The sequence below is a fragment of the Pseudomonas nitroreducens genome (assembly GCF_010994165.1).
Classification (GTDB): Bacteria; Pseudomonadota; Gammaproteobacteria; order Pseudomonadales; family Pseudomonadaceae; genus Pseudomonas; species Pseudomonas nitroreducens.
On sequence record NZ_WMBX01000002.1, the window covers coordinates 85,422 to 108,218 of the forward strand.

Annotated in this window: 26 protein-coding genes; 16 read left to right on the top strand and 10 right to left on the bottom strand. The window is 63.4% G+C overall.

Features of this window, described 5'->3' with window-relative positions; genetic code table 11:
* The 3 genes from GJV37_RS08395 (at window position 1) to GJV37_RS08405 (ending at window position 2,571) form a co-directional block, all read left to right on the top strand.
* Window positions 1-951, top strand: a complete 951-nt coding sequence (locus GJV37_RS08395) for an alpha-E domain-containing protein (RefSeq protein WP_065327624.1) — start codon at window positions 1-3, stop codon at window positions 949-951.
* Window positions 948-1,757, top strand: coding sequence for a transglutaminase family protein (locus tag GJV37_RS08400; RefSeq protein WP_037010443.1), 810 nt, complete (start codon window positions 948-950; stop codon window positions 1,755-1,757). The genes GJV37_RS08395 and GJV37_RS08400 overlap by 4 nt, the downstream gene beginning before the upstream one ends.
* A 79-nt stretch (window positions 1,758-1,836) precedes the next feature.
* On the top strand, window positions 1,837-2,571 hold the full coding sequence (locus GJV37_RS08405) for a proteasome-type protease (RefSeq protein WP_024765453.1): 735 nt from the start codon (window positions 1,837-1,839) through the stop codon (window positions 2,569-2,571).
* Between the two features lie 126 nt (window positions 2,572-2,697).
* Here the strand turns inward: GJV37_RS08405 and GJV37_RS08410 are convergent, their stop codons facing one another.
* Window positions 2,698-3,501 carry a cytochrome c gene (locus tag GJV37_RS08410; protein WP_170859566.1) on the bottom strand — a complete coding sequence of 268 codons (804 nt, stop codon included), beginning with the start codon at window positions 3,499-3,501 and terminating at the stop codon, window positions 2,698-2,700.
* Window positions 3,502-4,189: 688 nt separating this feature from the next.
* Between GJV37_RS08410 and GJV37_RS08415 the strand changes: the two genes are divergently transcribed.
* The 3 genes from GJV37_RS08415 (at window position 4,190) to GJV37_RS08425 (ending at window position 8,502) form a co-directional block, all read left to right on the top strand.
* Complete coding sequence (locus tag GJV37_RS08415) at window positions 4,190-5,395, top strand: acetyl-CoA C-acetyltransferase (protein WP_084359130.1); 1,206 nt, start codon at window positions 4,190-4,192, stop codon at window positions 5,393-5,395.
* Window positions 5,396-5,556: 161 nt separating this feature from the next.
* A complete protein-coding gene (locus GJV37_RS08420; RefSeq protein WP_170859567.1) occupies window positions 5,557-7,701 on the top strand; it encodes a 3-hydroxyacyl-CoA dehydrogenase NAD-binding domain-containing protein in 2,145 nt (714 codons plus the stop codon).
* A gap of 246 nt (window positions 7,702-7,947) precedes the next feature.
* The gene (locus tag GJV37_RS08425) at window positions 7,948-8,502 is read left to right on the top strand and encodes a cysteine hydrolase family protein (RefSeq protein ID WP_193452323.1); all 555 of its coding nucleotides are present in this window, start codon (window positions 7,948-7,950) and stop codon (window positions 8,500-8,502) included.
* Window positions 8,503-8,520: 18 nt separating this feature from the next.
* Here GJV37_RS08425 and GJV37_RS08430 read toward each other — a convergent pair whose 3' ends face one another.
* The gene (locus tag GJV37_RS08430) at window positions 8,521-8,673 is read right to left on the bottom strand and encodes a hypothetical protein (protein WP_170859569.1); all 153 of its coding nucleotides are present in this window, start codon (window positions 8,671-8,673) and stop codon (window positions 8,521-8,523) included.
* 33 nt (window positions 8,674-8,706) lie between these two features.
* On the opposite strand from GJV37_RS08430, the gene GJV37_RS08435 reads away from it, so the two are divergent.
* Window positions 8,707-9,459 (top strand): amidotransferase, encoded by a 753-nt coding sequence (locus tag GJV37_RS08435; RefSeq protein ID WP_170859570.1) that lies wholly within the window; start codon window positions 8,707-8,709, stop codon window positions 9,457-9,459.
* A gap of 193 nt (window positions 9,460-9,652) precedes the next feature.
* Here GJV37_RS08435 and GJV37_RS08440 read toward each other — a convergent pair whose 3' ends face one another.
* A complete protein-coding gene (locus tag GJV37_RS08440; protein WP_017516914.1) occupies window positions 9,653-10,624 on the bottom strand; it encodes a magnesium and cobalt transport protein CorA in 972 nt (323 codons plus the stop codon).
* Window positions 10,625-10,716: 92 nt separating this feature from the next.
* Window positions 10,717-10,938 carry a hypothetical protein gene (locus tag GJV37_RS08445; protein WP_170859571.1) on the bottom strand — a complete coding sequence of 74 codons (222 nt, stop codon included), beginning with the start codon at window positions 10,936-10,938 and terminating at the stop codon, window positions 10,717-10,719.
* 284 nt (window positions 10,939-11,222) lie between these two features.
* Here GJV37_RS08445 and GJV37_RS08450 point away from each other — a divergent pair, with 284 nt between their 5' ends.
* On the top strand, window positions 11,223-11,726 hold the full coding sequence (locus GJV37_RS08450) for a macro domain-containing protein (protein ID WP_084359124.1): 504 nt from the start codon (window positions 11,223-11,225) through the stop codon (window positions 11,724-11,726).
* A gap of 106 nt (window positions 11,727-11,832) precedes the next feature.
* Here GJV37_RS08450 and GJV37_RS08455 read toward each other — a convergent pair whose 3' ends face one another.
* Window positions 11,833-12,024: a hypothetical protein gene (locus tag GJV37_RS08455; protein ID WP_170859572.1), complete on the bottom strand. Its 192-nt coding sequence runs from the start codon at window positions 12,022-12,024 to the stop codon at window positions 11,833-11,835.
* A gap of 157 nt (window positions 12,025-12,181) precedes the next feature.
* On the bottom strand, window positions 12,182-12,871 hold the full coding sequence (locus GJV37_RS08460; RefSeq protein ID WP_038803681.1) for a crotonase/enoyl-CoA hydratase family protein: 690 nt from the start codon (window positions 12,869-12,871) through the stop codon (window positions 12,182-12,184).
* A 237-nt stretch (window positions 12,872-13,108) separates the two neighbouring features.
* Between GJV37_RS08460 and GJV37_RS08465 the strand changes: the two genes are divergently transcribed.
* Window positions 13,109-14,383 (top strand): hypothetical protein, encoded by a 1,275-nt coding sequence (locus tag GJV37_RS08465; RefSeq protein WP_170859573.1) that lies wholly within the window; start codon window positions 13,109-13,111, stop codon window positions 14,381-14,383.
* 22 nt (window positions 14,384-14,405) lie between these two features.
* Window positions 14,406-14,690: a GNAT family N-acetyltransferase gene (locus GJV37_RS08470; protein WP_024765462.1), complete on the top strand. Its 285-nt coding sequence runs from the start codon at window positions 14,406-14,408 to the stop codon at window positions 14,688-14,690.
* A gap of 228 nt (window positions 14,691-14,918) precedes the next feature.
* On the opposite strand, the gene GJV37_RS08475 is transcribed toward GJV37_RS08470, so the two are convergent.
* Window positions 14,919-15,995: a 3-deoxy-7-phosphoheptulonate synthase gene (locus GJV37_RS08475; RefSeq protein WP_024765463.1), complete on the bottom strand. Its 1,077-nt coding sequence runs from the start codon at window positions 15,993-15,995 to the stop codon at window positions 14,919-14,921.
* A gap of 180 nt (window positions 15,996-16,175) precedes the next feature.
* Window positions 16,176-16,595: a PilZ domain-containing protein gene (locus tag GJV37_RS08480; protein WP_024765464.1), complete on the bottom strand. Its 420-nt coding sequence runs from the start codon at window positions 16,593-16,595 to the stop codon at window positions 16,176-16,178.
* Here GJV37_RS08480 and GJV37_RS08485 point away from each other — a divergent pair.
* From GJV37_RS08485 to cysB, 5 genes are all read left to right on the top strand, one after another.
* Window positions 16,594-16,980 carry a YbbN family protein gene (locus tag GJV37_RS08485; protein WP_065084142.1) on the top strand — a complete coding sequence of 129 codons (387 nt, stop codon included), beginning with the start codon at window positions 16,594-16,596 and terminating at the stop codon, window positions 16,978-16,980. The two genes, GJV37_RS08480 and GJV37_RS08485, sit on opposite strands and share 2 nt — an antisense overlap.
* A complete protein-coding gene (locus GJV37_RS08490; RefSeq protein WP_170859574.1) occupies window positions 16,980-17,927 on the top strand; it encodes a putative 2-dehydropantoate 2-reductase in 948 nt (315 codons plus the stop codon). The genes GJV37_RS08485 and GJV37_RS08490 overlap by 1 nt, the downstream gene beginning before the upstream one ends.
* 17 nt (window positions 17,928-17,944) lie before the next feature.
* On the top strand, window positions 17,945-18,856 hold the full coding sequence (locus tag GJV37_RS08495) for a 5'-nucleotidase (protein ID WP_065084144.1): 912 nt from the start codon (window positions 17,945-17,947) through the stop codon (window positions 18,854-18,856).
* Window positions 18,857-18,952: 96 nt separating this feature from the next.
* Window positions 18,953-19,438, top strand: coding sequence for a universal stress protein (locus tag GJV37_RS08500; RefSeq protein WP_038803683.1), 486 nt, complete (start codon window positions 18,953-18,955; stop codon window positions 19,436-19,438).
* A gap of 167 nt (window positions 19,439-19,605) precedes the next feature.
* Window positions 19,606-20,580, top strand: coding sequence for an HTH-type transcriptional regulator CysB (cysB, locus tag GJV37_RS08505; protein WP_024765699.1), 975 nt, complete (start codon window positions 19,606-19,608; stop codon window positions 20,578-20,580).
* 179 nt (window positions 20,581-20,759) lie between these two features.
* Here the strand turns inward: cysB and GJV37_RS08510 are convergent, their stop codons facing one another.
* The gene (locus tag GJV37_RS08510; protein ID WP_024765700.1) at window positions 20,760-21,104 is read right to left on the bottom strand and encodes a hypothetical protein; all 345 of its coding nucleotides are present in this window, start codon (window positions 21,102-21,104) and stop codon (window positions 20,760-20,762) included.
* 85 nt (window positions 21,105-21,189) lie between these two features.
* Window positions 21,190-21,924, bottom strand: coding sequence for a phosphoadenylyl-sulfate reductase (locus GJV37_RS08515; protein ID WP_037007390.1), 735 nt, complete (start codon window positions 21,922-21,924; stop codon window positions 21,190-21,192).
* Window positions 21,925-22,113: 189 nt separating this feature from the next.
* Here GJV37_RS08515 and thrH point away from each other — a divergent pair, with 189 nt between their 5' ends.
* Window positions 22,114-22,731 carry a bifunctional phosphoserine phosphatase/homoserine phosphotransferase ThrH gene (gene thrH, locus GJV37_RS08520; RefSeq protein WP_024765701.1) on the top strand — a complete coding sequence of 206 codons (618 nt, stop codon included), beginning with the start codon at window positions 22,114-22,116 and terminating at the stop codon, window positions 22,729-22,731.
* The last annotated feature ends 66 nt before the right edge of the window (window positions 22,732-22,797 follow it).

Below are 22,797 nucleotides of genomic sequence, written 5' to 3' on the forward strand. Positions count from 1 at the left end.
ATGCTGAGCCGTACCGCTTCTGACCTCTACTGGATGTCGCGTTACCTGGAGCGCGCCGAAAACCTCGCGCGCATGCTCGACGTGTCCTACTCGCTGTCGCTGATGCCCCAGGACGGCCGCGGCGATGGCCTGGAAGAGCTGGCCATGCCGCTGCTGATCACCGGCAACCTCGACGCCTATCTCGCCCGCCACGGCGAGCTCCACGCCGAGCGCCTGCTGAACTTCTTCGCCCTGGATGCCCAGAACCCCACCAGCATCTATTCCTGCTTCGGCGCCGCCCGCGCCGGGGCGCATGCGGTGCGCGGGCGCATCACCACCGACATGTGGGAAAACATCAACGCCACCTGGCTGGAGATGCGCGACATCGCCCACCAGGGCCTGCTGCGCTACGGCATCAGCCACTTCTGCGAATGGGTGAAGGACCGCTCGCACCTGTTCCGCGGCGCCACCTTCGGCACCAGCATGCGCAACGACGCCTTCCACTTCATCCGCCTGGGCACCTACATCGAGCGCGCCGACAACACCTTGCGACTGCTCGATGCGCGGCATCAGGTGCTGGGCGAACACAGCGCCGGCCCGGCGGAAGGTTCCGCCCGTGGTTACTACCAGTGGACGGCATTGCTGCGCGCGCTCTCGGCCTTCGAGGGTTACACCGAGCTTTATCGCGATGCGCTGAACGCACGGAACATCGCCGAACTCCTGCTGCTGCGCGAGGACGTCCCGCGTTCGCTGCTGGCCTGCGCCGAGGAACTGCGCCAGATCCTCGCCAGCCTGCCGGGCGCCAACGGTCGGCCGGCCCAGCGCATGGCCGCCGAACTGGAGGCACGGGTGCGCTACACCGGCATCGACGAGGTGCTCGGCGCCGGCCTGCACACCTGGATCACCGACCACATCGGGCTGGTTCGCCAGCTCGCCAACGCCATTCACAGCTCGTACCTGGAGGCCGCATGAAACTCTCCATCCGCCACGACACCACCTACCGCTACGAAGACCAGGTGCGCGCGAGCATCCAGTACCTGCGCCTGACCCCGCAGGAAAGCGAGCGCCAGCACGTCCTGGACTGGCAACTGCACCTGCCGCGCCCGGCGCACCCGCAGCGCGATGCCTACGGCAACATCCTCCATGTGCTGACCCTCGACGAGCCCCACGAGGCCATTGCCATAGCCGCTCACGGCAACGTTGAAATCGACGTGGAGAACGAGCGCGAGCACGATCACCTGTCGCCGCTGCCGTTCCTGCGTGGCACGCGCCTGACCCAGGCCGACGGCGCGCTGCAGGAGTTCGCCCGAGCCCAGTGTGCCGAGCGGCGCGACCGCAAGGCGATGATCCGCCTGATGCAGGCGCTGAACGAGCGCATCGCCTACGTGCCCGGTTCGACCCAGGTGGACAGCACTGCCGCCGAAGCCTTTGCGGCCGGGCAAGGGGTCTGCCAGGACCATGCCCACGCCTTTCTCGCCTGCCTGCGCTATCTGAGCGTGCCGGCGCGCTACGTTTCCGGCTACCTCTACACCGACAGCGAAGAGCACCTCGCCAGCCATGCCTGGGCGGAGGCCTGGCTGGACGACGCCTGGTACAGCTTCGACGTGACCAACGTGCTGGACCGTCCTGAACGCCACCTGAAACTGGCGGTGGGCCTGGACTACCTCGACGCTTGCCCGGTGCGCGGCATGCGTCGGGGTGGCGGCGGCGAGCAGATGCACGCCCGCGTCACCGTGGCGCCTGGGCATCTCCAGCAGGCCCAGCAGATGCAGCAATGAGCGGGCGTGGCGAAAGACCGGGCACCGGCTTAAGATCGGTGCCAGCTTTCCCGTTCCCTGAACCTGCCATGAGAACGCCATGACCTATTGCGTCGCCATGAACCTCGCCCAGGGCCTGGTCTTCGTTTCCGATTCGCGCACCAATGCCGGCGTCGACAACATCGCCGTGTTCCGCAAGCTGCACATCTTCGGCACACCCGGCGAGCGCCTGATCGTGGTGCAGAGCGCCGGCAACCTGGCCACCTCGCAATCGGTGATCAGCACGCTGCGCCTGCGCATGGGCAGCGACGGGCCGAACCTGGGCAATGTCGAGAACCTGTTCGAGGCGGCCCGGCTGGTGGGCTCGACTCTGCGCGAGGTGGTCGATCACGATGAGAACATCGGCCAGAACCAGGGCGTCGACCTGGGTAGTTCGTTCCTGGTCGGCGGCCAGATCGGCCAGGAAGTGCCGCGTCTGTTCAACGTCTATCCGCAGGGCAACTTCATCGAGTCCTGCCGCGACACGCCTTACTTCCAGATCGGCGAAAGCAAATACGGCAAGCCGATCATCGACCGCGCCATGAGCTACGCGACACCGCTGGAACAGGCGCTGCGCTGCGCGCTGATCAGTTTCGACTCGACCATCCGCAGCAACCTCTCGGTGGGCATGCCGCTGGACCTGCTGGTGTATCGCGAAGGCAGCCTGGAGGTGCCGGCGGGGTATCGTATCCAGGAGGGCGATGCGTATTTCGAGGGCATTCGCGGGCAGTGGGGCGCCGGGCTACGTCAGTTGCTTGGCGAACTGCCGGCGCCGCCGGGGGATTACTGGCACTGACGTTTCGCTGCGGGCCGGGTTTTGGGGATAGTGCTGTAGGGTGCATAACCTGGAACAGGTTATCCGCCGATATCGATAAGGCGGATAACGCTGGCGCGTTATCCGCCCTACAAAGAGCCCCGGCTTCTAGCCGCCAACCTTCACCTTGCGCCCCGCCATGTGCTTCAGGTAAGCGACGATCTGATCCAGCTCCTTGTCGCTGATCGCATCCGTCGCAAACCCTTTCATCCGCGCTTCCGGCCAGTGCCGCAGGCTCTGCGGGTCGCGGATGTACCGCTTGAGATAGCCCGCGGCGAAGTATTCGGTCGGGTTGTGCGGGATGTTCAGGTCCGGACCGAACTGCGAATCCCCGGCACCGTTCAGGCGGTGGCAGGCCAGGCAGTTCTTCTGGAACTGGGCGAAACCGTCCTGCACTGGCTTCGGTGCGCTCTTCGCCGGCAGCAGCGCCGGGAAGCGTTCGGCCAGCGGCTTCAGGTAACGGATGCTGGCAACCTGGAACGGCCACTGCTCCGGGCCGATGCCGGCGGCCTTGGGATCGCTCCACACAAGGTAGAACGGCCCGGCGGACGGCTTGCCGTCGCCGAGTTTCGGCCAGGGCCTATCGGCTTCCTCGATGGCCAGCCAGGCGCGCGAGCCTGTGTTCTCCAGCAGCGGCGCGGCTGGCAGCTCGGCGGCGAATCCATCGAGCGCCACTGCCTGCAGGTGATCACCGGGCTTCACGCCTTTGAGCAGCGCGGCCAGTGGCACCGCGCGGTAATGCATGGTGCGGTTGTAGGAAACGTCGGCGGGAATCTCGATGTCCTGCGCCTGGGGATCGGCCAGCAATTGCTCACTGGTCAGGCTGTGCTTGCCATCGGGCAGTTCGAGGGTGAGCGTCGCGGCGAAAGCGGTGGGGCAGAGCAGGAGCAGCGTCAGCAGCAGTGGGCGCATGGTCGCATCCGTGGCGGAGTGGGCCGCGGAACATTAGCAGAGGAGTGGGCGCCGCAGGAGATGGGTGGCTCCCGCGCTGCGTTGACCGTGGCGCGCGGATGGCGGCACGCGGTACGCAGCGACGGGGTAGCCGGGTGTTGGCCCTAGCCGACCAGACGACTCAGATTGGGGATGATCAGTACAACGGTGGTTGCGAAGACGATCAGGCTTGCCTGACGCCACTTTCTCGATTGTTTGTCCATGATGTCCTTCCGCCTTTCTTGTTCTTGGCACGGCCACCCACGGCCTGTTGACAGTGGCGCGCATGCCTTGGCTTCTGGTGACTCCAGCCGAGCCGGCAAAACCCGGCAACGGCACTTTTCGCATCATCTGCACGCTTTTCATTCACTGCATAACGGAGTCTAAGCCTAGTGCCGCGCGGGCTTAGACCATCTTGCAGCAAGTGATGCAGCTTCAGGCATATTCCCTCTATATGACTGGAACGTGACAACGCGGTTCAGCTTTTCGACCGCTCGTCCGTTCCCGCCGAAAACCCCTTTCCAGAGCTTTCGGCTCGATCACCTCCGGTCGGTCGCTGAGCGTGGCGGTCAATTTCGCTGAGCGCTGCGGTCATTGCTCCCTGCCGATACGCCGCTAAGGTAGGCCGACACGCCACGCCTGCGTGACGACAACTCTAAGAGAGAACACCATGACCGAAGCATTCATTTACGACGCGGTGCGTACTCCCCGCGGCAAGGGCAAGAAGGACGGCGCGCTGCACAGTGTCAAGCCGGTCAACCTGATGGCCGGCGTGCTGCGCGCACTGCAGCAGCGCAACCAGCTGGATACCGCCCAGGTCGACGACATCGTCCTGGGCTGTGTGACCCCGGTGGGCGACCAGGGCTCGGACATCGCCAAGACCGCTGCGCTGGTGGCCGACTGGGACGAGCAGGTCGCCGGCGTGCAGATCAATCGCTTCTGCGCCTCGGGCCTGGAGGCGGTCAACCTGGGCGCCATGAAGGTGCGTTCGGGCTTCGAGGACCTGGTGGTGGTCGGCGGCGTCGAATCCATGTCCCGCGTGCCCATGGGCTCCGACGGCGGCGCCTGGGCGCTGGACCCGGAAACCAACCTGCACACCAGCTTCGTGCCCCAGGGCATCGGCGCCGATCTGATCGCCACCCTGGAAGGCTTCAGCCGTGCCGACGTCGACGCTTTCGCCCTGCGCTCCCAGCAGAAGGCCGCCAAGGCCCGCGCCGAAGGACTGTTCGCCAAGTCCCTGGTGCCGGTGACCGACCAGAATGGCATCGTCCTGCTCGACCATGACGAGTTCATTCGCGGCGACTCGACCCTCGAAGGCCTCGGCGCGCTCAAGCCCAGCTTCGAGATGATGGGACAGATGGGCTTCGACGCCAGCGCGCTGCGCAAGTACAGCTTCGTCGAGCGCATCGAGCATGTACACACGCCGGGCAACAGCTCCGGCATCGTCGACGGCGCCACCGCCATGCTCATCGGCTCCGAAGCCAAGGGCCGCGAGCTGGGCCTGAAGGCCCGCGGGCGCATCGTCGCCACCGCGGTGACCAGCACCGACCCGACCATCATGCTCACCGGCCCCGCGCCGGCAACCCGCAAGGCGCTGGCCAAGGCTGGGCTCAAGGCCGAGGACATCGACCTCTATGAAGTGAACGAAGCCTTCGCCTCGGTGGTGATGAAGTTCATGAAGGACATGGGCGTGCCGGAGAGCAAGGTCAACGTCAACGGCGGCTCCATCGCCATGGGCCACCCGCTGGGTGCCACCGGCTGCATGATCCTCGGCACCCTGCTGGACGAGCTGGAGCGGCGCAACCTGCGCTACGGCCTGGCCACCCTCTGCGTGGGCGGCGGCATGGGCATAGCCACCATCATCGAACGTATTTAAGGATCGATCATGGGCAACTGCGCTCGGCCATGCCGCGTTGGAAGCTCTCCGGGAATGCCCATTGGCTACAGCCAACTCCGCTTCCCGAAGAGATTCCGCCCTGCCTGACCTTCGCTCGTGACGCCCCTGAAGCGATCCCCCAGCATGGGAAGAAAACAAAAATGACTGACGCCATCCGTTACGAGAAAGGCCAGGACAACATCGTCGTCCTGACCATGGACATGCCTGGCCAGAGCGCCAACACCATGAACGGTGTCTACCGCGAGGCCATGGCCGCCACTGTCGCGCGCCTGGAAGCCGAGAAGGACTCGATCGCCGGCGTGGTGATCACCTCCGCGAAGAAAACCTTCTTCGCCGGCGGCGATCTCAATGAACTGATCAAGGTCACCAAGGCGGACGCCAAGGCCTTCTACGAAGGCATCCTGGTGCTCAAGGGCCAGCTGCGCCGCCTGGAAACCCTCGGCAAGCCCGTAGTTGCCGCCATCAACGGCGCGGCGCTGGGCGGCGGCTGGGAAATCTGCCTGGCCTGCCACCACCGCATCGCCCTGGACGAAAGCCACGTCCAGCTCGGCCTGCCGGAAGTCACCCTGGGCCTGCTGCCCGGTGGCGGCGGGGTAGTGCGCATGGTCCGCCTGCTGGGGCTGGAGAAAGCCCTGCCGTATCTGGCCGAAGGCAAGAAAGTGCGCCCGGACCAGGCGCTCAAGGCCGGCCTGATCCATCAGTTGGCCTCCAGCCGCGACGAGATGCTGAGCAAGGCCCGCGAGTGGATCGCCGCCAACCCGGCCGCCAAGCAGCCGTGGGACAGCGCCGGCTACAAGATCCCCGGCGGCACGCCGTCCAGCCCGGCCGTGGCACAGATGCTCGCCATCGCCCCGTCCGTGCTGCGCGACAAGACCAAGGGCTGCTTCCCGGCACCGGAGAAGATCATGTGCGCTGCCGTGGAAGGCGCCCAGGTGGACTTCGATACCGCGCAGCTGATCGAGGCGCGCTACTTCACCGAGCTGACCACCGGCCAGGTGGCGAAGAACATGATCGGCACCTTCTGGTTCCAGCTCAACGAGATCAACGCCGGCAAATCCCGTCCGCAAGGCATCCCGCCGCAGCAGACGAAGAAGGTCGGCGTCGTCGGCGCCGGCATGATGGGCGCGGGCATCGCCTACGTCTCGGCCGCCGCCGGCATCGAGGTGGTGCTCAAGGACGTTTCCGTCGAAGCGGCGGAAAAGGGCAAGGCGTACTCCGCCGGCCTGCTGGACAAGAAAGTCGGCAGGGGCCAGATGACGGCCGAGAAACGCGACGCCTTCCTCGCCCGCATCAAGCCGACGGCCAGTGACGCCGATTTCGAAGGCTGCGACCTGATCATCGAAGCCGTATTCGAGGACCGTGGCCTGAAGGCCAAGGTCAGCGCTGCTGCGGAAACCGCCGCGCTGCCGGACGCGGTGATCGCCTCCAACACCTCGACCCTGCCGATCACCGGCCTGGCCGAAGCCGTGGCGCAGCCGCAGAAATTCATCGGCCTGCACTTCTTCAGCCCGGTGGACAAGATGCCGCTGGTGGAAATCATCCGCGGCGCGAAGACCGACGACGCCACCCTGGCCCGGGCCTTCGACTACGTCCTGCAGATCAAGAAGACCCCGATCGTCGTCCACGACAGCCGCGGCTTCTTTACCTCCCGCGTGTTCGGCACCTTCACCAACGAAGGCCTGGCCATGCTCGGCGAAGGCGTGTCGGCGGCGATGATCGAGAACCAGGCGCGCCAGGCTGGCATGCCGGTAGGCCCGCTGGCGATCAGCGACGAAGTCTCCATGAGCCTGATGACCCATATCCGCGAGCAGACCCGCAAGGACCTGGAAGCCGAAGGCAAGCCATTGCCGAAGCATCCGGCCTTCGCCGTGGTGGACCTGATGGTCAACGAGTACAAGCGCCCGGGCAAAGCCGCCGGCGCCGGTTTCTACGACTATCCGGCCAACGGCAAGAAGCATCTGTGGACTGAGCTGAAACAGCGCTTCGAGAAGGCTGACGCGCAGATTTCCGCCGAGGACGTGCGCGACCGCATTCTCTTCGTGCAGGCTATCGAGACGGTGCGCTGCGTGGGGGAGGGCGTGCTGACCTCCACCGCCGACGCCAACATCGGCTCGATCTTCGGCATCGGCTTCGCGGCCTGGAGCGGCGGTGCGCTGCAGTTCATCAACCAGTACGGCCTGAAGGACTTCGTCGCCCGCGCCCAGTACCTGGCCGAGCAGTACGGCGAGCGCTTCCTGCCGCCGGCGCTGTTGCTGGAGAAAGCGGCGCGGGGCGAAAGCTTCTGAGTCGGTTCCTTCGAGAGCCCCTCACCCTAACCCTCTCGCGGAGGGAGAGGGGACCGTTCGGCGCAGGGTGAAACCGTGGCATCAGCCGGCACGATCCGCCCCCTCTCCCTCTGGGAGAGGGCTGGGGTGAGGGCAATCGACTTGCACGGACTTTCAACCGCTCTCTAAAACCGGCCCGCATGGCCGGTTTTTTCTCGTCTGCGCAGCCCATAGAATGGCGTCTTTCCGCCCATCAGGACCGCACCGATGACCGCTCCCGCCCTGTTGATCATCGATATGCAGAACGGCATGCGCACCAGTCCCGAGTCGCGCAACAACCCGCAGGCCGAACCGCGCATCGGTGAGCTACTGGCAGCCTGGCGCCAGGCAGGCTGGCCGGTGGTTCACGTGCGGCACATTTCCCGTACACCAGGCTCACCGTTCTGGCCCGGCCAGCCCGGCGCGGAATTCCAGCCGGAGCTGGCGCCGCTGAAGCACGAGCACGTGGTGGAGAAGAACGTCCCCGACGCCTTCATCAACAGCGCCCTGGAACGCTGGTTGCGCGTGCGCGGCATCGAGTCGGTGGTGATCTGCGGCGTGAGTACCAACAACTCGGTGGAATCCACGGCCCGCACCGCGGGTAACCTGGGCTTCTTCGTCCAGGTGGTAGCGGATGCCTGCTTCGCCTTCGACAAGCGCGATTTCAACGGCGTGCTGCACAGCGCAGAGGAGGTCCACGCCATGTCCCTGGCCAACCTGCAAGGCGAATACGCGCAGGTAGTGGACGCGAACTCGGTTCTGCGCGAGCGGTCATTGGACTGAATCCTTGCCAACCGGCCGTCACCCTTGTGCGCCGGTGCAATTGAAGGAAGTCGGTTTTTCCGGTATTTCCCCTGAAATTCCTGCACAAGAATCGGCTTCGGCATCTTGTGCGGTGAAAAAATAGGGCGTAATTTTCACGCGCGTTTCATCAGTGTCAGGATAACCACTCATATCAGCCGCCAACCCCCCAGGAATCACCCCTGCATGTCGTTGCACATCTGCATTCTGGAAACCGACATCCTCCGCCCCGAACTCATCGATCAGTACAAGGGCTATGGCTGGATGTTCCAGCAACTGTTCGCCAAGCAACCCGTTCCGGCCGAGTTCAAGGTCTACAACGTGGTGGAAGGGCATTACCCGCCCGATGATGAGAAGTTCGATGCGTACCTGGTGACTGGCAGCAAGGCGGACTCCTTCGGCACTGATCCCTGGATCCAGACCCTCAAGGACTACGTGCTCAAGCTCTACCAGCGCGGCGACAAGCTGCTGGGCGTGTGCTTTGGCCACCAGTTGCTGGCGCTGGTGCTGGGCGGCAAGACCGAGCGTGCCAGCCAGGGCTGGGGCGTGGGTATCCACGACTACCGCATCGAGGAGCAGCCGGAGTGGATGAGCCCGTCGCTGGGTGATGGCCTGACCCTGCTGGTCAGCCACCAGGACCAGGTCACCGAGCTGCCCCACGGCGCGCGCCGCATCGCTTCCAGCGATTTCTGCCCGAATGCTGCCTACGCCATCGGTGATCAGGTGCTGTGCTTCCAGGGCCACCCGGAGTTCCAGAGCGACTATTCCCAGGCGATCCTGGAGCTGCGCAAGCACATCTTCAGCGAGCCGGTGTTCCAGTCCGGTATCAATAGCCTTGCGCGCCCGCACCAGGGTACGGCGGTGGGTGAGTGGATGATGCGCTTCGTCCAGCAGGGCAGCGACGAGAAGAAAAGAGCCGAGAAGAAAAGCGCGGCCTGATTTCTGCCGTGCTGACTGAAAACGCCGCTCAGATGAGCGGCGTTTTCGTTTGCGCAGATGTCAGGCTGAACAGTTTTTGTAGGATGGGTGGAGCGCAGCGACACCCATGCAGGCCGATGCGTACCATTCGATGGGTATCGCTGCGCTCCACGCCATCTTACGTTCCGCGTCGCCGAATGGCCGCCGATGGTCTCTATAGCCAATCCGCCTGCTTGAAGCTGATGTATAGCCCGACGCAGCCCAGCGCCAGCAGCCCCATGATCAGGAAGTAGCCGTAGTGCCAATGCAGTTCCGGGATGTATTCGAAGTTCATCCCGTAGATACCGGCCACGGCGGTGGGGAAGGCGAGGATGGCCGCCCAGGCAGCGAATTTGCGCTGCACCACGCTCTGCCGTGAAGACTCCAGCGCCAGCCCGACTTCGATGGTCTGGCTGGCGACATCGCGCAGGGTAGTGAGGTCTTCCAGCAGGCGGTTCACGTGGATCGCCACGTCGCGGAAGTAGGGGCGCATCTGCTTGTCGATGAAGGGGAAGTCCAGGCGCTGCAGTTCCTGGCAGATTTCCACCATGGGCGCGGCGTAGTGCTTGAGCTTGAGTACCTCGCGGCGCAGGCCATAGATTTTCTCGATCTGCTCCTGGGTCAGTGACTTGCGCAGCACTTGTTGCTCCACTTCCTCGATCTCCTCGCGTATGGCCTCCACCACCGGTTCGTAGTTGCTCATCACGAAATCCAGCAGGGCGTAGAGCACGAAGTCGGTGCCATGGGCCAGCAGCAGCGGCCGGGCTTCGCAGCGTTGCCTGACCTGGGCATAGGACTGGGAGAAACCATGGCGTGCACTGATGATGTAGCCGATGCCGGCAAACAGGTGGGTTTCGACGAACATCAGCCGGCTATCGGCGCGGATCGGCGAATAGATGACGATGAACAGCGCATCGCCGAAGGTTTCCAGCTTCGGTCGACTGTGCTTTTCCAGGGCGTCGGAGACAGCCAGTTCGTGGAGATTGAACTGCCGTTGCAGGTTGAACATTTCCTCCGGCGTTGGCTCCTGCAGGCCAGTCCAGACGAAGTGATCGGGCTGGCAGGCCCAGCGATAGCCGTCCTCAAGCGGGATGTCGGAAACCTTGCGGCCCTTGCTGTAGACGGCGGAAGCGATGACTCGGCCCATGCTGAAACCCACGCTGCTATTGGATCGGTCGGGAATCGTTCTGCAGGGTTTGAGTGTTGGCCAGCCTGGCGAGACGCGCCAGTGACGTGCAGTCAGGAGTGGGGAGTGAGGGCGGCCTGTATACCTTGCAGCGCGACGGGCACCGCCTGGTTGAATCGCTCGAAGAGCCCGTTGCGGTCGACATTGTCCACTGGAGCACGGCGGGCGCCGTCGAAGCCGGCAGTGAGCGCCGTGACCACCAGGATCACGATGGTGTAGAGCCCCAGGGCAGCGAGGGCGCCGTTGCGGGCATAGCGGTGGGCTCGGCGGTTCATGCTGGCGACTCGGGTTCCGGGATGGGATGGCCCAGTGTCGCTTTGGTTATTTCGATTGAATAACGATGATGGTTGGTTCCCGGTATCAGGCGAATTGATGGATGGCGGTGCAACGGCCAGGCGCAAGGCTGCGGGTGGCGGGACCTCGTCGGATGTTTCCGGGACTCTGGCGGTCTTCATGGCTGCTTGACCCTCGTCAAGGAGGGGGAGGCTACCGGGCGTAGCTTGGAGATCAGGTGGTGGCGCGAAGCTGCCACGGACACCCCGGACGCAAGGAACTCCCCATGATTCGATACGTTGAAGGCGACATTCTGCTGAGCAAGGCCCAGGTCATCGCGCACGGCATTGCGCCGCAGGACCATTTCGACAGCGGCCTGGCGCTGGACTTGCGCGAGCGCTGGCCGTCGATGGTTCGCGACTACCGTCATGCGTCGCACTCGAATGCGCCCAAACCGGGTGCGATCTGGATCTGGTCGGGCGTGGACGCCGATGGCTCCACCCGCTGCATCGTCAACCTGCTCACCCAGGGCATGCAGGGCGAGGGGCGCGGCGCAAAGCCAGCCGGAGCGACACTGGAGAATGTCAGCCATTGCCTGAAGGATTTGGCCAAATACCTGCAGAGCGAGCGCATCGAAAGCGTGGCTCTGCCCTGTCTGGCAACAGGGGTTGGCGGGTTGGAGTGGAAGGAAGTCAAGCCGCTGGTGGAGCGTTACCTGGGAGACCTGGCCGCCACTGTGTGGGTCTACGAGACCTACCGCCGGGGAGTCGAGGCCGCCGAAAGGCCCTGAGGCTGCGTCATCGCCTCTGAAAAGCCCGGCTTCAGGCCGGGCTTTTCGCTTCGGGCTCGACTGCATGACGTCACCTGCTGCAGGCGGCTGGAGGGGCGTAAAGGTCTTAGCCCTGCTTGGCAGCGGCTTCGACATTCACCTTGCTGGCAGACTGCTCGGACTGTTGCTGCGGGATGGCGGCCTGGGTCATGTGAACCATGCGGTCCTGCATCAGCGGGGACTCTTCGGCGAAGCTGGCTTGAGCGGCAAAGGCAGTAGCGGCGGCCAGGACGCTGGCGGCGATGATGTTGAGTTTCATGATGAACACCTCCGGTTAGTTTTGCTTGGGTTCATCTATAGATTAATGCGTAATAATTTTTGAAAAATAGCAAACAGGATTAATCAGTGTTGCTTTTTGGGTAATAATTTGGGCATGAAAAAGCCCGGCACAGGCCGGGCTTTGCGTTCTCAGGCGATCAGGCCAGGTGGTTCTTGTCCAGCTCGATGGACTTGTCGAGGGTTTCCAGCAACTGCTTGCGCACCTTCAGCTTGGTATTGCGGTGGGCAGTCATGTTCAGCTTCTTCAGGTGCTGTGCGGCTTCCAGGGCGGCGGCCTGGAGCTGTTCTGCCGGCACCACCTTGTCGAGGAAGCCGGCATCCACGGCGTCACGTGGGTTGAACATCTCGGCATTCACCACCGAGCGGGTGAAGGCGGAGCGGCGCAGGCGATCACGGGCCAGCTCAATGCCGACGTGGTGCATGGTCATGCCGATGGCCACTTCGTTCAGGCCGATCTGGAACGGACCATCGACGCCGATGCGGTAGTCCGCCGAGAGCAGAATGAACGCGCCTTTCGCTACCGCGTGGCCGGTGCAGGCGACGATGATGGGGAAAGGGTGGGAAAGCATGCGGCGCGCCAGGGTCGAACCGGCAGCGACCAGATTCACGGCGTTTTCAGGCCCGGAGGTCATCACCTTGAGGTCATAGCCGCCGGAGAGGATGCCGGGCTGGCCGGTGACGATGACGATGGCGCGGTCCTTCTCCGCCTGGTCCAGGGCCTGGTTGAAGGCTTCGATGACCGCGGGAGAGATGGCGTTCACCTTGCCGTTGTTCAGGGTCAGGGTGGCGATGCCGTCTTCGAATTGGTAGCTGATCAGCTCACTCATGGCAGAGAGTCCTGGGTTGGAGTCCGTGGGTTGAAGTGGGCCAGAACATACTGAGGCGGACCTGGAGCGTAAAGCGTTTTGACTGACTGGTGGGTCATCCAGCGGCCACTAAATTCGGGCGATATCTGTGCGCTGTGCACGCAAATTCTCGCAGCTCTCATAGAGAGGTCGAGGGTGTGCTGTTAAGCTGCCACTATCCCTGCGCCCCGCTCTCGCACAATCCAGGATGTGCCTTCCATGTCGAAGATTCTCAAGTGGTCTCTTTTTGCTATCGTTGCGATTGCCTTGATCATCAAGGCGTCGCTCTGGCTCTCTGTGCGCAGTGTGGTGAACGACGCAATCGCTCGTGTTTCGCCATTCATGGAGATCTCCTACGGTGGCATTTCCTCGTCCTTCGACGGTCGGGTGGGGCTGCAGAACGTGGTGATCAGGGTGCCAATGGCCGGTGACAGCCTGAAGGTTTCCCATGCACAGTTGAAGTTCAATGGCCTGCGCGAACTGCTCAGCTTCAAGGAGCGCCTGGGCGAGGGCAAGCTGCCGGAGCAGATGGCGGTGGACCTGAAGGGCGTTGAACTGCAGATTCATGGCCCGTTCATGCAGTCGCTGTACGCCCAGCCGGCGGAGAAGAGCGCCTTCACCGCCATGAGCGAAGTGGCCTGCGGCAACGTACGCAACATCGGTGTCGATGAGTTGCTGCAGATGGGTTACCGCACCCTCGAATCGGACATCGAGTTCTCCTACCGCCTGCAGCCGGGCGCGCAGACCCTGACCTTCGACCTGCGTAGCGACACCCGCGACATGCTGGACATGCACACCAGCATGACGCTGATGAACGTCTCCGAGCGCCCGGGCGACATGCGTGTGAATCCGCCGCGGGTGTCTCAGGTCGTCGTCGAGATGAATGACAACCAGTACCAGCGCCGAGTCAGCGAATTCTGCCGGGGCAAGCTGGGCGTGGACCAGAAGGCGTATACCGCGCTTTCGCTGGAACAGTTCGACAAGGCGCTGCGCCAACAGCGTATCGCCCTGGACAAGCCGGTGCTCGAGGCTTACGGCCGTTACCTGGAAGACCCGCGCTCGCTGCGCGTTGAGCTGACCCCCAGTGAGGGTATGGCCTGGGACGGCCTGCAATTTTTCGAGCCCAAGGATGTGATTCAGATGCTGCATCCGGTCGTCTTAGTAAACCAGCAGTCGGTTACACCGCTGGGATTCGCCTGGGTCGATCCGCTGAAGAAAAAAATCACGCCGGAAAGCCAATATCAAATGGTTTCGGCCCAAGAAACGGTTGAGTCGCAGGCCAGAACGCAGCAATATGAGTTCGTTAGCGTTGAAAGCCTTGCCCAGTACACCGGCAAGCGCCTGCAGTTCATCACGTTCGATGGTGCCTATTACCAGGGTGTGCTGCACAAGGTGGAGAACGGTCGAGCCTATATCACGGTCCTGATGGGGACCGGCTCGGCAGAAATGTTCCTCCGCCTGAACAAGATCAATCAGGTGCGGGTCATGTTGTGAGGCCCCCGGAAGGAGAGAGCAAGTGAGTGAGTCGTTGTCCATCCAGCATGATGAAACCAGCCACCAGTTCGTAACGACTGTTGATGGTCATCGCGCCTATCTGGCCTACATGGATCTGGGCAAGCAGACGCTCGACATCTATCGCACTTTCGTTCCGGACAGCCTTCGCGGCCGCGGCATCGCCGCCGCCCTCACCGAACACGCGCTGCAGTTCGCCGAGCGCAAGGGCTACAGCGTCATCCCGTCGTGCTCCTATGTGGAGCGCTACCTGGAGCGCCGCCAGCGCCACACTGATACTGCGCTCTGATCATCAGGGCGCAGAAATGAAAAGCCCGGCCAATGCCGGGCTTTTTTATGCCTGATGGAATTCCATTTCCGGCAGAAGTTCTGTAGGAGCGAGCATGCTCGCAAACGGTGTTTCTACCCAGCGTCAAGCGATTCGCGAGCAGGCTCGCTCCTACAAAAAGCACCGGTGCAGAATTTGCCAAAGAAAAAGCCGGGCATCTGCCCGGCTTCTTCCTATCCGCTCGAAGCGTCAGCCGCGCTGGCGCTTGGGCAGGACGTCCTTGAGCTTGGCATGCATGCTGCGCACGGCCTTCTCGGTGGTGTCCCAGTCGATGCAGGCGTCGGTGATCGACACGCCGTATTTCAGCTGGCACAGATCCTTCGGGATTGGCTGAGCGCCCCAGCCCAGGTGGCTTTCGACCATCAGGCCGACGATGGAATTATTACCTTCGGCGATCTGGTTGGCGACGTTGTCCATCACCAGCGGCTGCAGGGCCGGGTCCTTGTTGGAATTGGCGTGGCTGCAGTCGACCATCACGTTGAGCGGGATCTTCGCCTTGGTCAGTTCCTGCTCGCACAGGGCGACGCTGACCGAGTCATAGTTCGGCTTGCCGTTGCCGCCGCGCAGCACCACGTGGCCGTAGGCGTTGCCCTTGGTGGTGACGATGGAGACGCCGCCTTCCTGATTGATGCCCAGGAAACGGTGCGGGCTGGAAACCGACTGCAGGGCGTTGATCGCCACGGTCAGGCTGCCGTCGGTGCCGTTCTTGAAGCCGACCGCCGAGGACAGGCCGGAGGCCATCTCGCGGTGGGTCTGGGATTCGGTGGTGCGCGCGCCGATGGCCGACCAGCTGATCAGGTCCTGCAGGTACTGCGGGGAGATCGGGTCGAGCGCTTCGGTGGCGGTGGGCAGGCCCATCTCGGCGAGGTCGCGCAGCAGCTGGCGGCCGATGTGCAGGCCGTCCTGGATCTTGAAGGAGTCGTCCAGGTACGGGTCGTTGATCAGGCCCTTCCAGCCGACGGTGGTACGCGGCTTCTCGAAGTACACGCGCATCACCAGGAACAGGGTGTCGGAGACTTCCGCGGCCAGCACCTTCAGGCGCTCGGCGTATTCGTGGGCGGCCTTGATGTCGTGGATCGAGCAGGGGCCGATCACCACGAACAGGCGGTGGTCCTTGCCGTCGAGGATGTCGCGGACGACCTGGCGGCCATTGGCGACGGTGCGCAGGGCGGCATCGGTCAGGGGGATTTCGCGCTTGAGCTGCTCCGGCGTGATCAGTGTCTCGTTGGAGGCAACGTTAAGGTCGTCTATCTGTAAATCAGCCATCGTGGTACTCAATCAGGTCACGGGTGCCGGCCGCCAGAAATCCCCGTGCGATGGGGCGCAGGCAAATGTGTCGCTAAGGGGAACCCGAACCTTAACCGTTCAGGCGTGACCTCGACAATGGCTCGATGCAGGAAAGTGCCCGCAACACGGGCATTTGCGCAACTTTCTGCGCGACGTCGATCAGACCGCGCAAAACAATGGGAAGTCCGCGGCGTTCTGCGCGATCCACTCCAGTGCCAGGTCCTCGAAAGGCAGGCTGTTGCCGCTGGCCCGCTCCCGCTGGCGGCGGTACTGCTCGATCTGGCAGACCTGCTCCACCATGCGTGCCCGGAACAGCGTGTCCTCGTCGATGAAGGCGATGCCCACGCGATAGTCGCTGGCCTGCTTGCGGCTCCAGGCGATGATGCCGGGGTAGCGGGCGGAGTCGCCCAGCAGGGGGATGCGCAGTTCGATGGAGGTGCCGCGGCGAAAGCCCCGTGGCGAATTGCACGCGACGCCGCCCAGGCTGATATTGTGCAACCGCTGGCGCGGCAGGAAAGTCTGTTTGCGGATGACCAGCTCGACCGGAAAATCGCAAGGGTGACGCAGGAACTGACGCATGACGGAACGCTCCGACTGCAATCTTTATAGTGGTGGCACCTTGAGTATAGTGCCGGCCCTGGAGCTGACCGACCTGGATGCCGACCGCCGGCTGCTGGAGCTGCCGGGCGCGTCGCTGCTGATTTTCACTGGAGAAGGCTGCTCCACCTGTCGCTGGGCGCGGCAGGCTCTGCCGCAGTTCCACCTGCCGGTGGACCGTCTGTGCTGGATCGATGCCGGGCACAGCGGCGGCCTGGTCGAGCGCTACGAAGTCTTCCACCTGCCTTCCCTGTTCCTGGTGCGTGACGGCCACTTCCTGGGCGCTATCCATGCCCCCCTGCGCCCCGAACCCCTGATCCAAGCCCTGCGCGATGCGCTGTCGCGCCCTGCTGAGGAGTTGCCTTGATGAATCTGCGAATCGGCATCATCGGAACCGGCGCCATTGGCGGTTTCTACGGCCTGATGCTGGCCCGTGCCGGCCACGACGTGCATTTCCTGCTGCGCAGCGAATACCCCGCTGTCGCGCAGAACGGTCTGCGCCTGAACAGCCAGGTGCATGGCACGCTGAGCCTGGCGCCAGTGAATGCCTATGCCGACGTGGCGAAGATGCCGCCCTGCGATTGGCTGCTGGTGGGCGCCAAGACCACCAGTAACGCCGACCTCGCGCCGCTGATCATTCAGGCCGCTGCACAGGGGGCGAAGGTCCTGCTGCTGCAGAATGGCCTCGCCGTGGAAGACGAATTGCGGGCTCTGTTGCCCGAGCACATCCATCTGCTGGGTGGACTGTGCTTCATCTGCGTGCATCGCGCCGAGCCGGGTGTGATCGAGCACCAGGCCTTCGGCGGCGTCAACATCGGCTATCACTCCGGCCCTGCCGACGAGGCCGAGGCGCGCCAGGCGATAGTGGAGGAGGGCGCCGCACTGTTTCGCAGCGCGGGCCTGGACTCCAACGCCATGCCCAACCTGGAGCAGGCGCGCTGGCAGAAGCTGGTCTGGAACATCCCCTACAACGGCCTCTCCGTGCTGCTCGACAGCGGCACGCGGGCGATCATGGACAACCCTGACAGCCGCGCCCTGGTCGCCGAGCTGATGGAAGAAGTCATCGCCGGCGCCGCCGCCTGCGGGCATTCGCTGCCTTCGGGCATTGTTGGCGCCATGCTCAGCTCCACGGATGCCATGCCTGACTACCTGCCGAGCATGTACCATGACTTCGCCCAGCGCCGACCGCTGGAACTGGGCGCTATTTACGCGGCGCCACTGGAAGCTGCACGCCGGGCCGGGTGCGAACTGCCGAAGATCGAGGCGCTGTATCGCGCGCTGCGCTTCATCGACGCGCGCAACCAGGCTCGCTGACGAACGCCGGGGGAAGCATGGCAAAAGGGTTGGGCGACAAGCTGGTGGTGGCGATTTCCTCGCGGGCGCTGTTCGATCTGCGGGAAAGCCATCAGGTCTATGAAAGCGAGGGTGTCGAGGCCTATCGCCAATACCAGATCGCCCGCGAGGACGAAGTCCTGCCGCCAGGCGATGCATTTGCCCTGGTGCAGAAGCTGCTGGCCCTCAATGGCGGGACCGACAGCGCGCCGGTGGAGGTCATCCTGGTCTCGCGCAACAGCGCCGACACCGGCCTGCGCGTGTTCAACTCCATCCAGCATTACGGCCTGGGCATCTCGCGCGCCGCCTTCGTCGGCGGTCGCAGCCCCTATCCGTACCTCAAGGCGTTCAACTGCCACCTGTTCCTCTCGACCCACATCGAGGACGTGCGCAACGCATTGGATGCCGGCTTCGCCGCGGCAACCATCCTCTCCGGCGGCACACGCCGGGAGGCCAATGGCGAGCTGCGTTTTGCCTTCGACGGCGATGCCGTGCTGTTCTCCGACGACTCCGAACGCGTCTACCAGCAGGGCGGGCTTGAAGCCTTCCAGACCCACGAGCGCGAGTCCGCCCGCGAGCCGCTGGGCGGCGGGCCGTTCAAGCCCTTCCTGGCGGCGCTGAACCGTGTGCAGCAGGCCTTCCCGCAGGAGTCCTGCCCGATCCGCACGGCTCTTGTCACTGCGCGGTCCGCCCCGGCCCACGAGCGGGTGATCCGCACGTTGCGCGAGTGGGATATCCGCCTGGACGAATCGCTGTTCCTTGGTGGTCTGGACAAGGCCGCTTTCCTCGAAGCCTTCGCCGCGGACGTGTTCTTCGACGACCAGCCGATGCACTGCGAGAAGGCCCGGGAAGTGGTCGCCACCGGCCATGTCCCCCATGGTGTGAGCAACGAGAAGCAGGTCGCCGGATAGCCGCTGGGCCGCGACATCCGGCCTTCTCGGAGCGATTCGCGTTCTCCTGCTACGCTGCTGGATAGGCCCCGCCGCGCAGGCAGTCGAGGAGGCCGCATGATCCGATCGATTCTTTACGCCACTGACCTCGGTCTCTACGCCCCCTATGTCCTTCAGCACGCACTTTCTTTGGCCCGTGCCTACGGAGCCGAGGTGTATGTCGTGCACGCGGTGGAGCCGCTGGGGCTGTTCGCCGAGTCCGTCCTGCAGACCTATCTGGACGAAGGCACACTGAACGAGATGCGCACCCATGGCCTGGCCAACGTCATGGGCAGCATCGAGCAGCGGGTGATGGAGGGGTTCCGCGACGAGTTGGGGGAAGCGCGCCAGGATGCCGAACTGATCCGCTCGGTGCGCGTGGTGCAGGGGGATGCGCCGATGGTGATTCTCGATGAAGCCAAGCGCCTGGGCGTCGACATCATAGTCGCCGGCAGCCACAGCCACGGGGAGGGGCTGAACACGCCACTGGGGCGCACCGCCGGGCGACTCGTGCAACTGGCCGAGGTGCCGGTCTACCTGGTACCGATGCTGCAGCACCGTTGAGCGCTTTGTGACGATACGTCGGGCAAGCCCGGAATTTGTGTAGGGCTTTAGACGAATGGCATGCAGGGCAAAAAAAAACGTCTAGTTTTATTCCTTAAACCATTAATATGGTTATAAAACGACAAGCCCCTGATCGCGGGTCGCGACATTCATTTCGAGGAAAGTCCATGAAGCTTCAGCAACTGCGCTATATCTGGGAAGTCGCGCACCACGATCTGAACGTCTCCGCTACCGCCCAAAGCCTCTACACCTCCCAGCCCGGCATCAGCAAGCAGATCCGCCTGCTGGAAGACGAGCTGGGTGTCGAAGTCTTCGCCCGCAGCGGCAAGCACTTGACCCGCGTTACCCCGGCCGGTGAGCGCATCATCACCACGGCCGGCGAGATCCTGCGCAAGGTCGAAAGCATCAAGCAGATAGCCCAGGAGTTCTCCAACGAGAAGAAGGGCACCCTGTCCATCGCTACCACGCACACCCAGGCGCGGTATGCGCTGCCTGGCGTGATCAGTGGTTTCATCAAGCAATATCCGGACGTCTCCCTGCACATGCACCAGGGCACGCCCATGCAGATCGCCGAGATGGCCGCCGACGGCACCGTCGACTTCGCCATCGCCACCGAGGCCCTGGAGCTGTTCGGTGACCTGATCATGATGCCCTGCTATCGCTGGAACCGCTGCGTGATCGTGCCCCAGGGCCACCCGCTGACCAAGGTGCCGAAGCTGACCCTGGAGCTGCTGGCCGAGCAGCCCATCGTCACCTACGTGTTCGGCTTCACCGGCCGGTCCAAGCTGGACGAGGCCTTCAACCAGCGCGGCCTGGTGCCCAAGGTGGTGTTCACCGCGGCCGACGCCGACGTGATCAAGACTTACGTGCGCCTGGGCCTGGGCGTCGGCATCGTCGCGCACATGGCAGTCGATCCGAAGCTGGATAGCGATCTGGTGATGCTCGACGCCAGCCACCTGTTCGAATCCAGCGTGACCAAGATCGGCTTCCGTCGCGGCACCTTCCTGCGCGGTTTCATGTGCGACTTCATCGAGAAGTTCGCCCCCCACCTGACCCGCGACCTGCTGGCCAAGGCCGTGCAGTGCCATAACAAGACCGAGCTGGATGAGCTGTTCGACGGTATCGAGCTACCGGTCTACTGATTGCGTTCATAGCAGCGAGAAGCCCGGCATCTGCCGGGCTTTTTCATATCAGCCTATGCGCTAGCGCAGTATCGGGAATGCTCGGGCGCGTGCGATCCGAACCGTCGGCCATGGGGAAGCTTCCTTGTGTCTCAGGGGCGGGCAGAACTGGCCCATCAAGAAAGCGCCAAGGCTGAGGTTTACAGGCGATCCAGATCGTCGCGCCGCGCCAGTTCAGCGAGGGCCTCGCGTGAGTCCAGCGGTAGCTCTCCACGGCCTTCGAGCACCTCGTGGAGGAAGCTCATGAACACCGTGTAGACCACCTCGCGGCCGTCATCGTGACGAACCACGAAGAACGGTGCGGTGTCCACGCCGTACTGTGCGGCAACCAGCCAGCCGGTGCTGGCGGGGTTGCGCTCGTCGGCGACCAGGGTGCGGTCGATGCGGCTCAGGTAGCCGCCCTTGACCAGGCGTTCGTGGACTTCGCGGCACTTGCGGCAGTCCTGGCCATCGGCCAGGACCTTTTTCACCAGGGTGATACGCATGGGATCGACTCCGCCGCAGGCGTGGAGGAGTCCGATCCTGTGCTGCGGGTAGACAAGGAATTTTCCGTCAGTCGAGGGTAAGGCTTCAGGCCTTGCTGATCAAATTACCGGCGTGCAGGCCACACTCTTTCTGCGTGGCTTCTTCCCACCACCAGCGGCCTTCGCGCTCGTGCTGGTTCGGCAGCACGGGGCGGGTGCAGGGCTCGCAGCCGATGCTGATGAAGCCGCGCTCATGCAGGCTGTTGTAGGGGATTTCCAGCATGCGGATGTAGGCCCAGACGTCTTCGCTGCTCATGTTGGCCAGCGGGTTGAACTTGACCAGCGGCTTTTCCGGAGTGGAGAAGGCTCCGTCCAGCTCGACCACGGCGACCTGGCTGCGGGTGCCGGGGCTCTGGTCCTTGCGCTGCCCGGTGGCCCAGGCGGTCACGGTGGAGAGTTTGCGCTTGAGCGGCTCGATCTTGCGGATGCCGCAGCACTCGCCGTGGCCGTCCTTGAAGAAGCTGAACAAGCCCTTTTCCTTGACGAACGGCTCCAGCAGGCGAGGGTCCGGGGTCATCACCTCGATGGCGATACCATAGTGCTCGCGGACCTGTTCGATGAAGCGATAGGTCTCCGGATGCAGGCGGCCGGTGTCCAGGCTGAATACCTTGACGTTCTTGTTGAGCTTCCAGGCCATGTCCACCAGCACCACGTCCTCGGCGCCGCTGAAGGAAATCCACAGGTCGTCGCCGAAGTGCTCGAAGGCAAACTTCAGGATGTCCTGTGGGGATTTGCTGGCGTAGCTCGCGGCGATTTCCGCGATATCGAACGGGAGGCTCATCAGGCGGTATTCCTAGTTTTAATGGCGCAGTGCGCTCTGTGGGCGCGATGGTAGCAAAGAGGGGGATATGCCCCTAAATAACCATCAGGAAGGTCGACTGATGTGTTTGGGTATAAGTGCCGCGTTGCGCCGCTTGGAGCGAGCGGCTAGAGTGCCGCCTCTCAAGTCAATCCTGCGGGGAAATCGTTCGTGGAAATCGCCTGTCTCGACCTGGAAGGGGTTCTGGTTCCGGAAATCTGGATCGCCTTCGCTGAAAAAACCGGTATCGAAGCGCTCAAGGCGACGACTCGCGATATTCCGGACTACGACGTGCTGATGAAGCAGCGTCTGCGCATTCTCGACGAGCACGGCCTTAAGCTGTCCGACATCCAGGAAGTGATCGCCACCCTGAAGCCGCTGGAAGGCGCCGTGGAGTTCGTCGACTGGCTGCGCGAGCGCTTCCAGGTGGTGATCCTTTCCGACACCTTCTACGAGTTCTCCCAGCCGCTGATGCGCCAGCTCGGTTTCCCGACCCTGCTGTGCCACAAGCTGATCACCGACGAGACTGATCGCGTGGTGGATTACCAGCTGCGCCAGAAGGATCCGAAGCGTCAGTCGGTCATCGCCTTCAAGAGCCTGTACTACCGTGTCATCGCCGCTGGCGATTCCTACAACGACACCACCATGCTCTCCGAAGCCCACGCCGGCATCCTGTTCCACGCGCCGGAAAACGTGATTCGCGAGTTCCCGCAGTTCCCGGCGGTGCACACCTATGAGGACCTGAAGAAGGAATTCCTCAAGGCGTCCAATCGCCCCCTCAGCCTGTAAGACCGGCTGTGATGAAAAAGCCCCGCGGATGCGGGGCTTTTTCTTATCGGCTTCTTTTTCTGTAGG

Bases quoted from the DNA above. Each gene is read 5' to 3' on its own strand.
- GJV37_RS08395 (WP_065327624.1), top strand. From the start codon at position 1: ATGCTGAGCCGTACCGCTTCTGACCTCTACTGGATGTCGCGTTACCTG.
- GJV37_RS08400 (WP_037010443.1), top strand. From the start codon at position 948: ATGAAACTCTCCATCCGCCACGACACCACCTACCGCTACGAAGACCAG.
- GJV37_RS08405 (WP_024765453.1), top strand. From the start codon at position 1,837: ATGACCTATTGCGTCGCCATGAACCTCGCCCAGGGCCTGGTCTTCGTT.
- GJV37_RS08410 (WP_170859566.1), bottom strand. From the start codon at position 3,501: ATGCGCCCACTGCTGCTGACGCTGCTCCTGCTCTGCCCCACCGCTTTC.
- GJV37_RS08415 (WP_084359130.1), top strand. From the start codon at position 4,190: ATGACCGAAGCATTCATTTACGACGCGGTGCGTACTCCCCGCGGCAAG.
- GJV37_RS08420 (WP_170859567.1), top strand. From the start codon at position 5,557: ATGACTGACGCCATCCGTTACGAGAAAGGCCAGGACAACATCGTCGTC.
- GJV37_RS08425 (WP_193452323.1), top strand. From the start codon at position 7,948: ATGACCGCTCCCGCCCTGTTGATCATCGATATGCAGAACGGCATGCGC.
- GJV37_RS08430 (WP_170859569.1), bottom strand. From the start codon at position 8,673: ATGAGTGGTTATCCTGACACTGATGAAACGCGCGTGAAAATTACGCCC.
- GJV37_RS08435 (WP_170859570.1), top strand. From the start codon at position 8,707: ATGTCGTTGCACATCTGCATTCTGGAAACCGACATCCTCCGCCCCGAA.
- GJV37_RS08440 (WP_017516914.1), bottom strand. From the start codon at position 10,624: ATGGGCCGAGTCATCGCTTCCGCCGTCTACAGCAAGGGCCGCAAGGTT.
- GJV37_RS08445 (WP_170859571.1), bottom strand. From the start codon at position 10,938: ATGAACCGCCGAGCCCACCGCTATGCCCGCAACGGCGCCCTCGCTGCC.
- GJV37_RS08450 (WP_084359124.1), top strand. From the start codon at position 11,223: ATGATTCGATACGTTGAAGGCGACATTCTGCTGAGCAAGGCCCAGGTC.
- GJV37_RS08455 (WP_170859572.1), bottom strand. From the start codon at position 12,024: ATGAAACTCAACATCATCGCCGCCAGCGTCCTGGCCGCCGCTACTGCC.
- GJV37_RS08460 (WP_038803681.1), bottom strand. From the start codon at position 12,871: ATGAGTGAGCTGATCAGCTACCAATTCGAAGACGGCATCGCCACCCTG.
- GJV37_RS08465 (WP_170859573.1), top strand. From the start codon at position 13,109: ATGTCGAAGATTCTCAAGTGGTCTCTTTTTGCTATCGTTGCGATTGCC.
- GJV37_RS08475 (WP_024765463.1), bottom strand. From the start codon at position 15,995: ATGGCTGATTTACAGATAGACGACCTTAACGTTGCCTCCAACGAGACA.
- GJV37_RS08485 (WP_065084142.1), top strand. From the start codon at position 16,594: ATGACGGAACGCTCCGACTGCAATCTTTATAGTGGTGGCACCTTGAGT.
- GJV37_RS08480 (WP_024765464.1), bottom strand. From the start codon at position 16,595: ATGCGTCAGTTCCTGCGTCACCCTTGCGATTTTCCGGTCGAGCTGGTC.
- GJV37_RS08490 (WP_170859574.1), top strand. From the start codon at position 16,980: ATGAATCTGCGAATCGGCATCATCGGAACCGGCGCCATTGGCGGTTTC.
- GJV37_RS08495 (WP_065084144.1), top strand. From the start codon at position 17,945: ATGGCAAAAGGGTTGGGCGACAAGCTGGTGGTGGCGATTTCCTCGCGG.
- GJV37_RS08500 (WP_038803683.1), top strand. From the start codon at position 18,953: ATGATCCGATCGATTCTTTACGCCACTGACCTCGGTCTCTACGCCCCC.
- cysB (WP_024765699.1), top strand. From the start codon at position 19,606: ATGAAGCTTCAGCAACTGCGCTATATCTGGGAAGTCGCGCACCACGAT.
- GJV37_RS08510 (WP_024765700.1), bottom strand. From the start codon at position 21,104: ATGCGTATCACCCTGGTGAAAAAGGTCCTGGCCGATGGCCAGGACTGC.
- GJV37_RS08515 (WP_037007390.1), bottom strand. From the start codon at position 21,924: ATGAGCCTCCCGTTCGATATCGCGGAAATCGCCGCGAGCTACGCCAGC.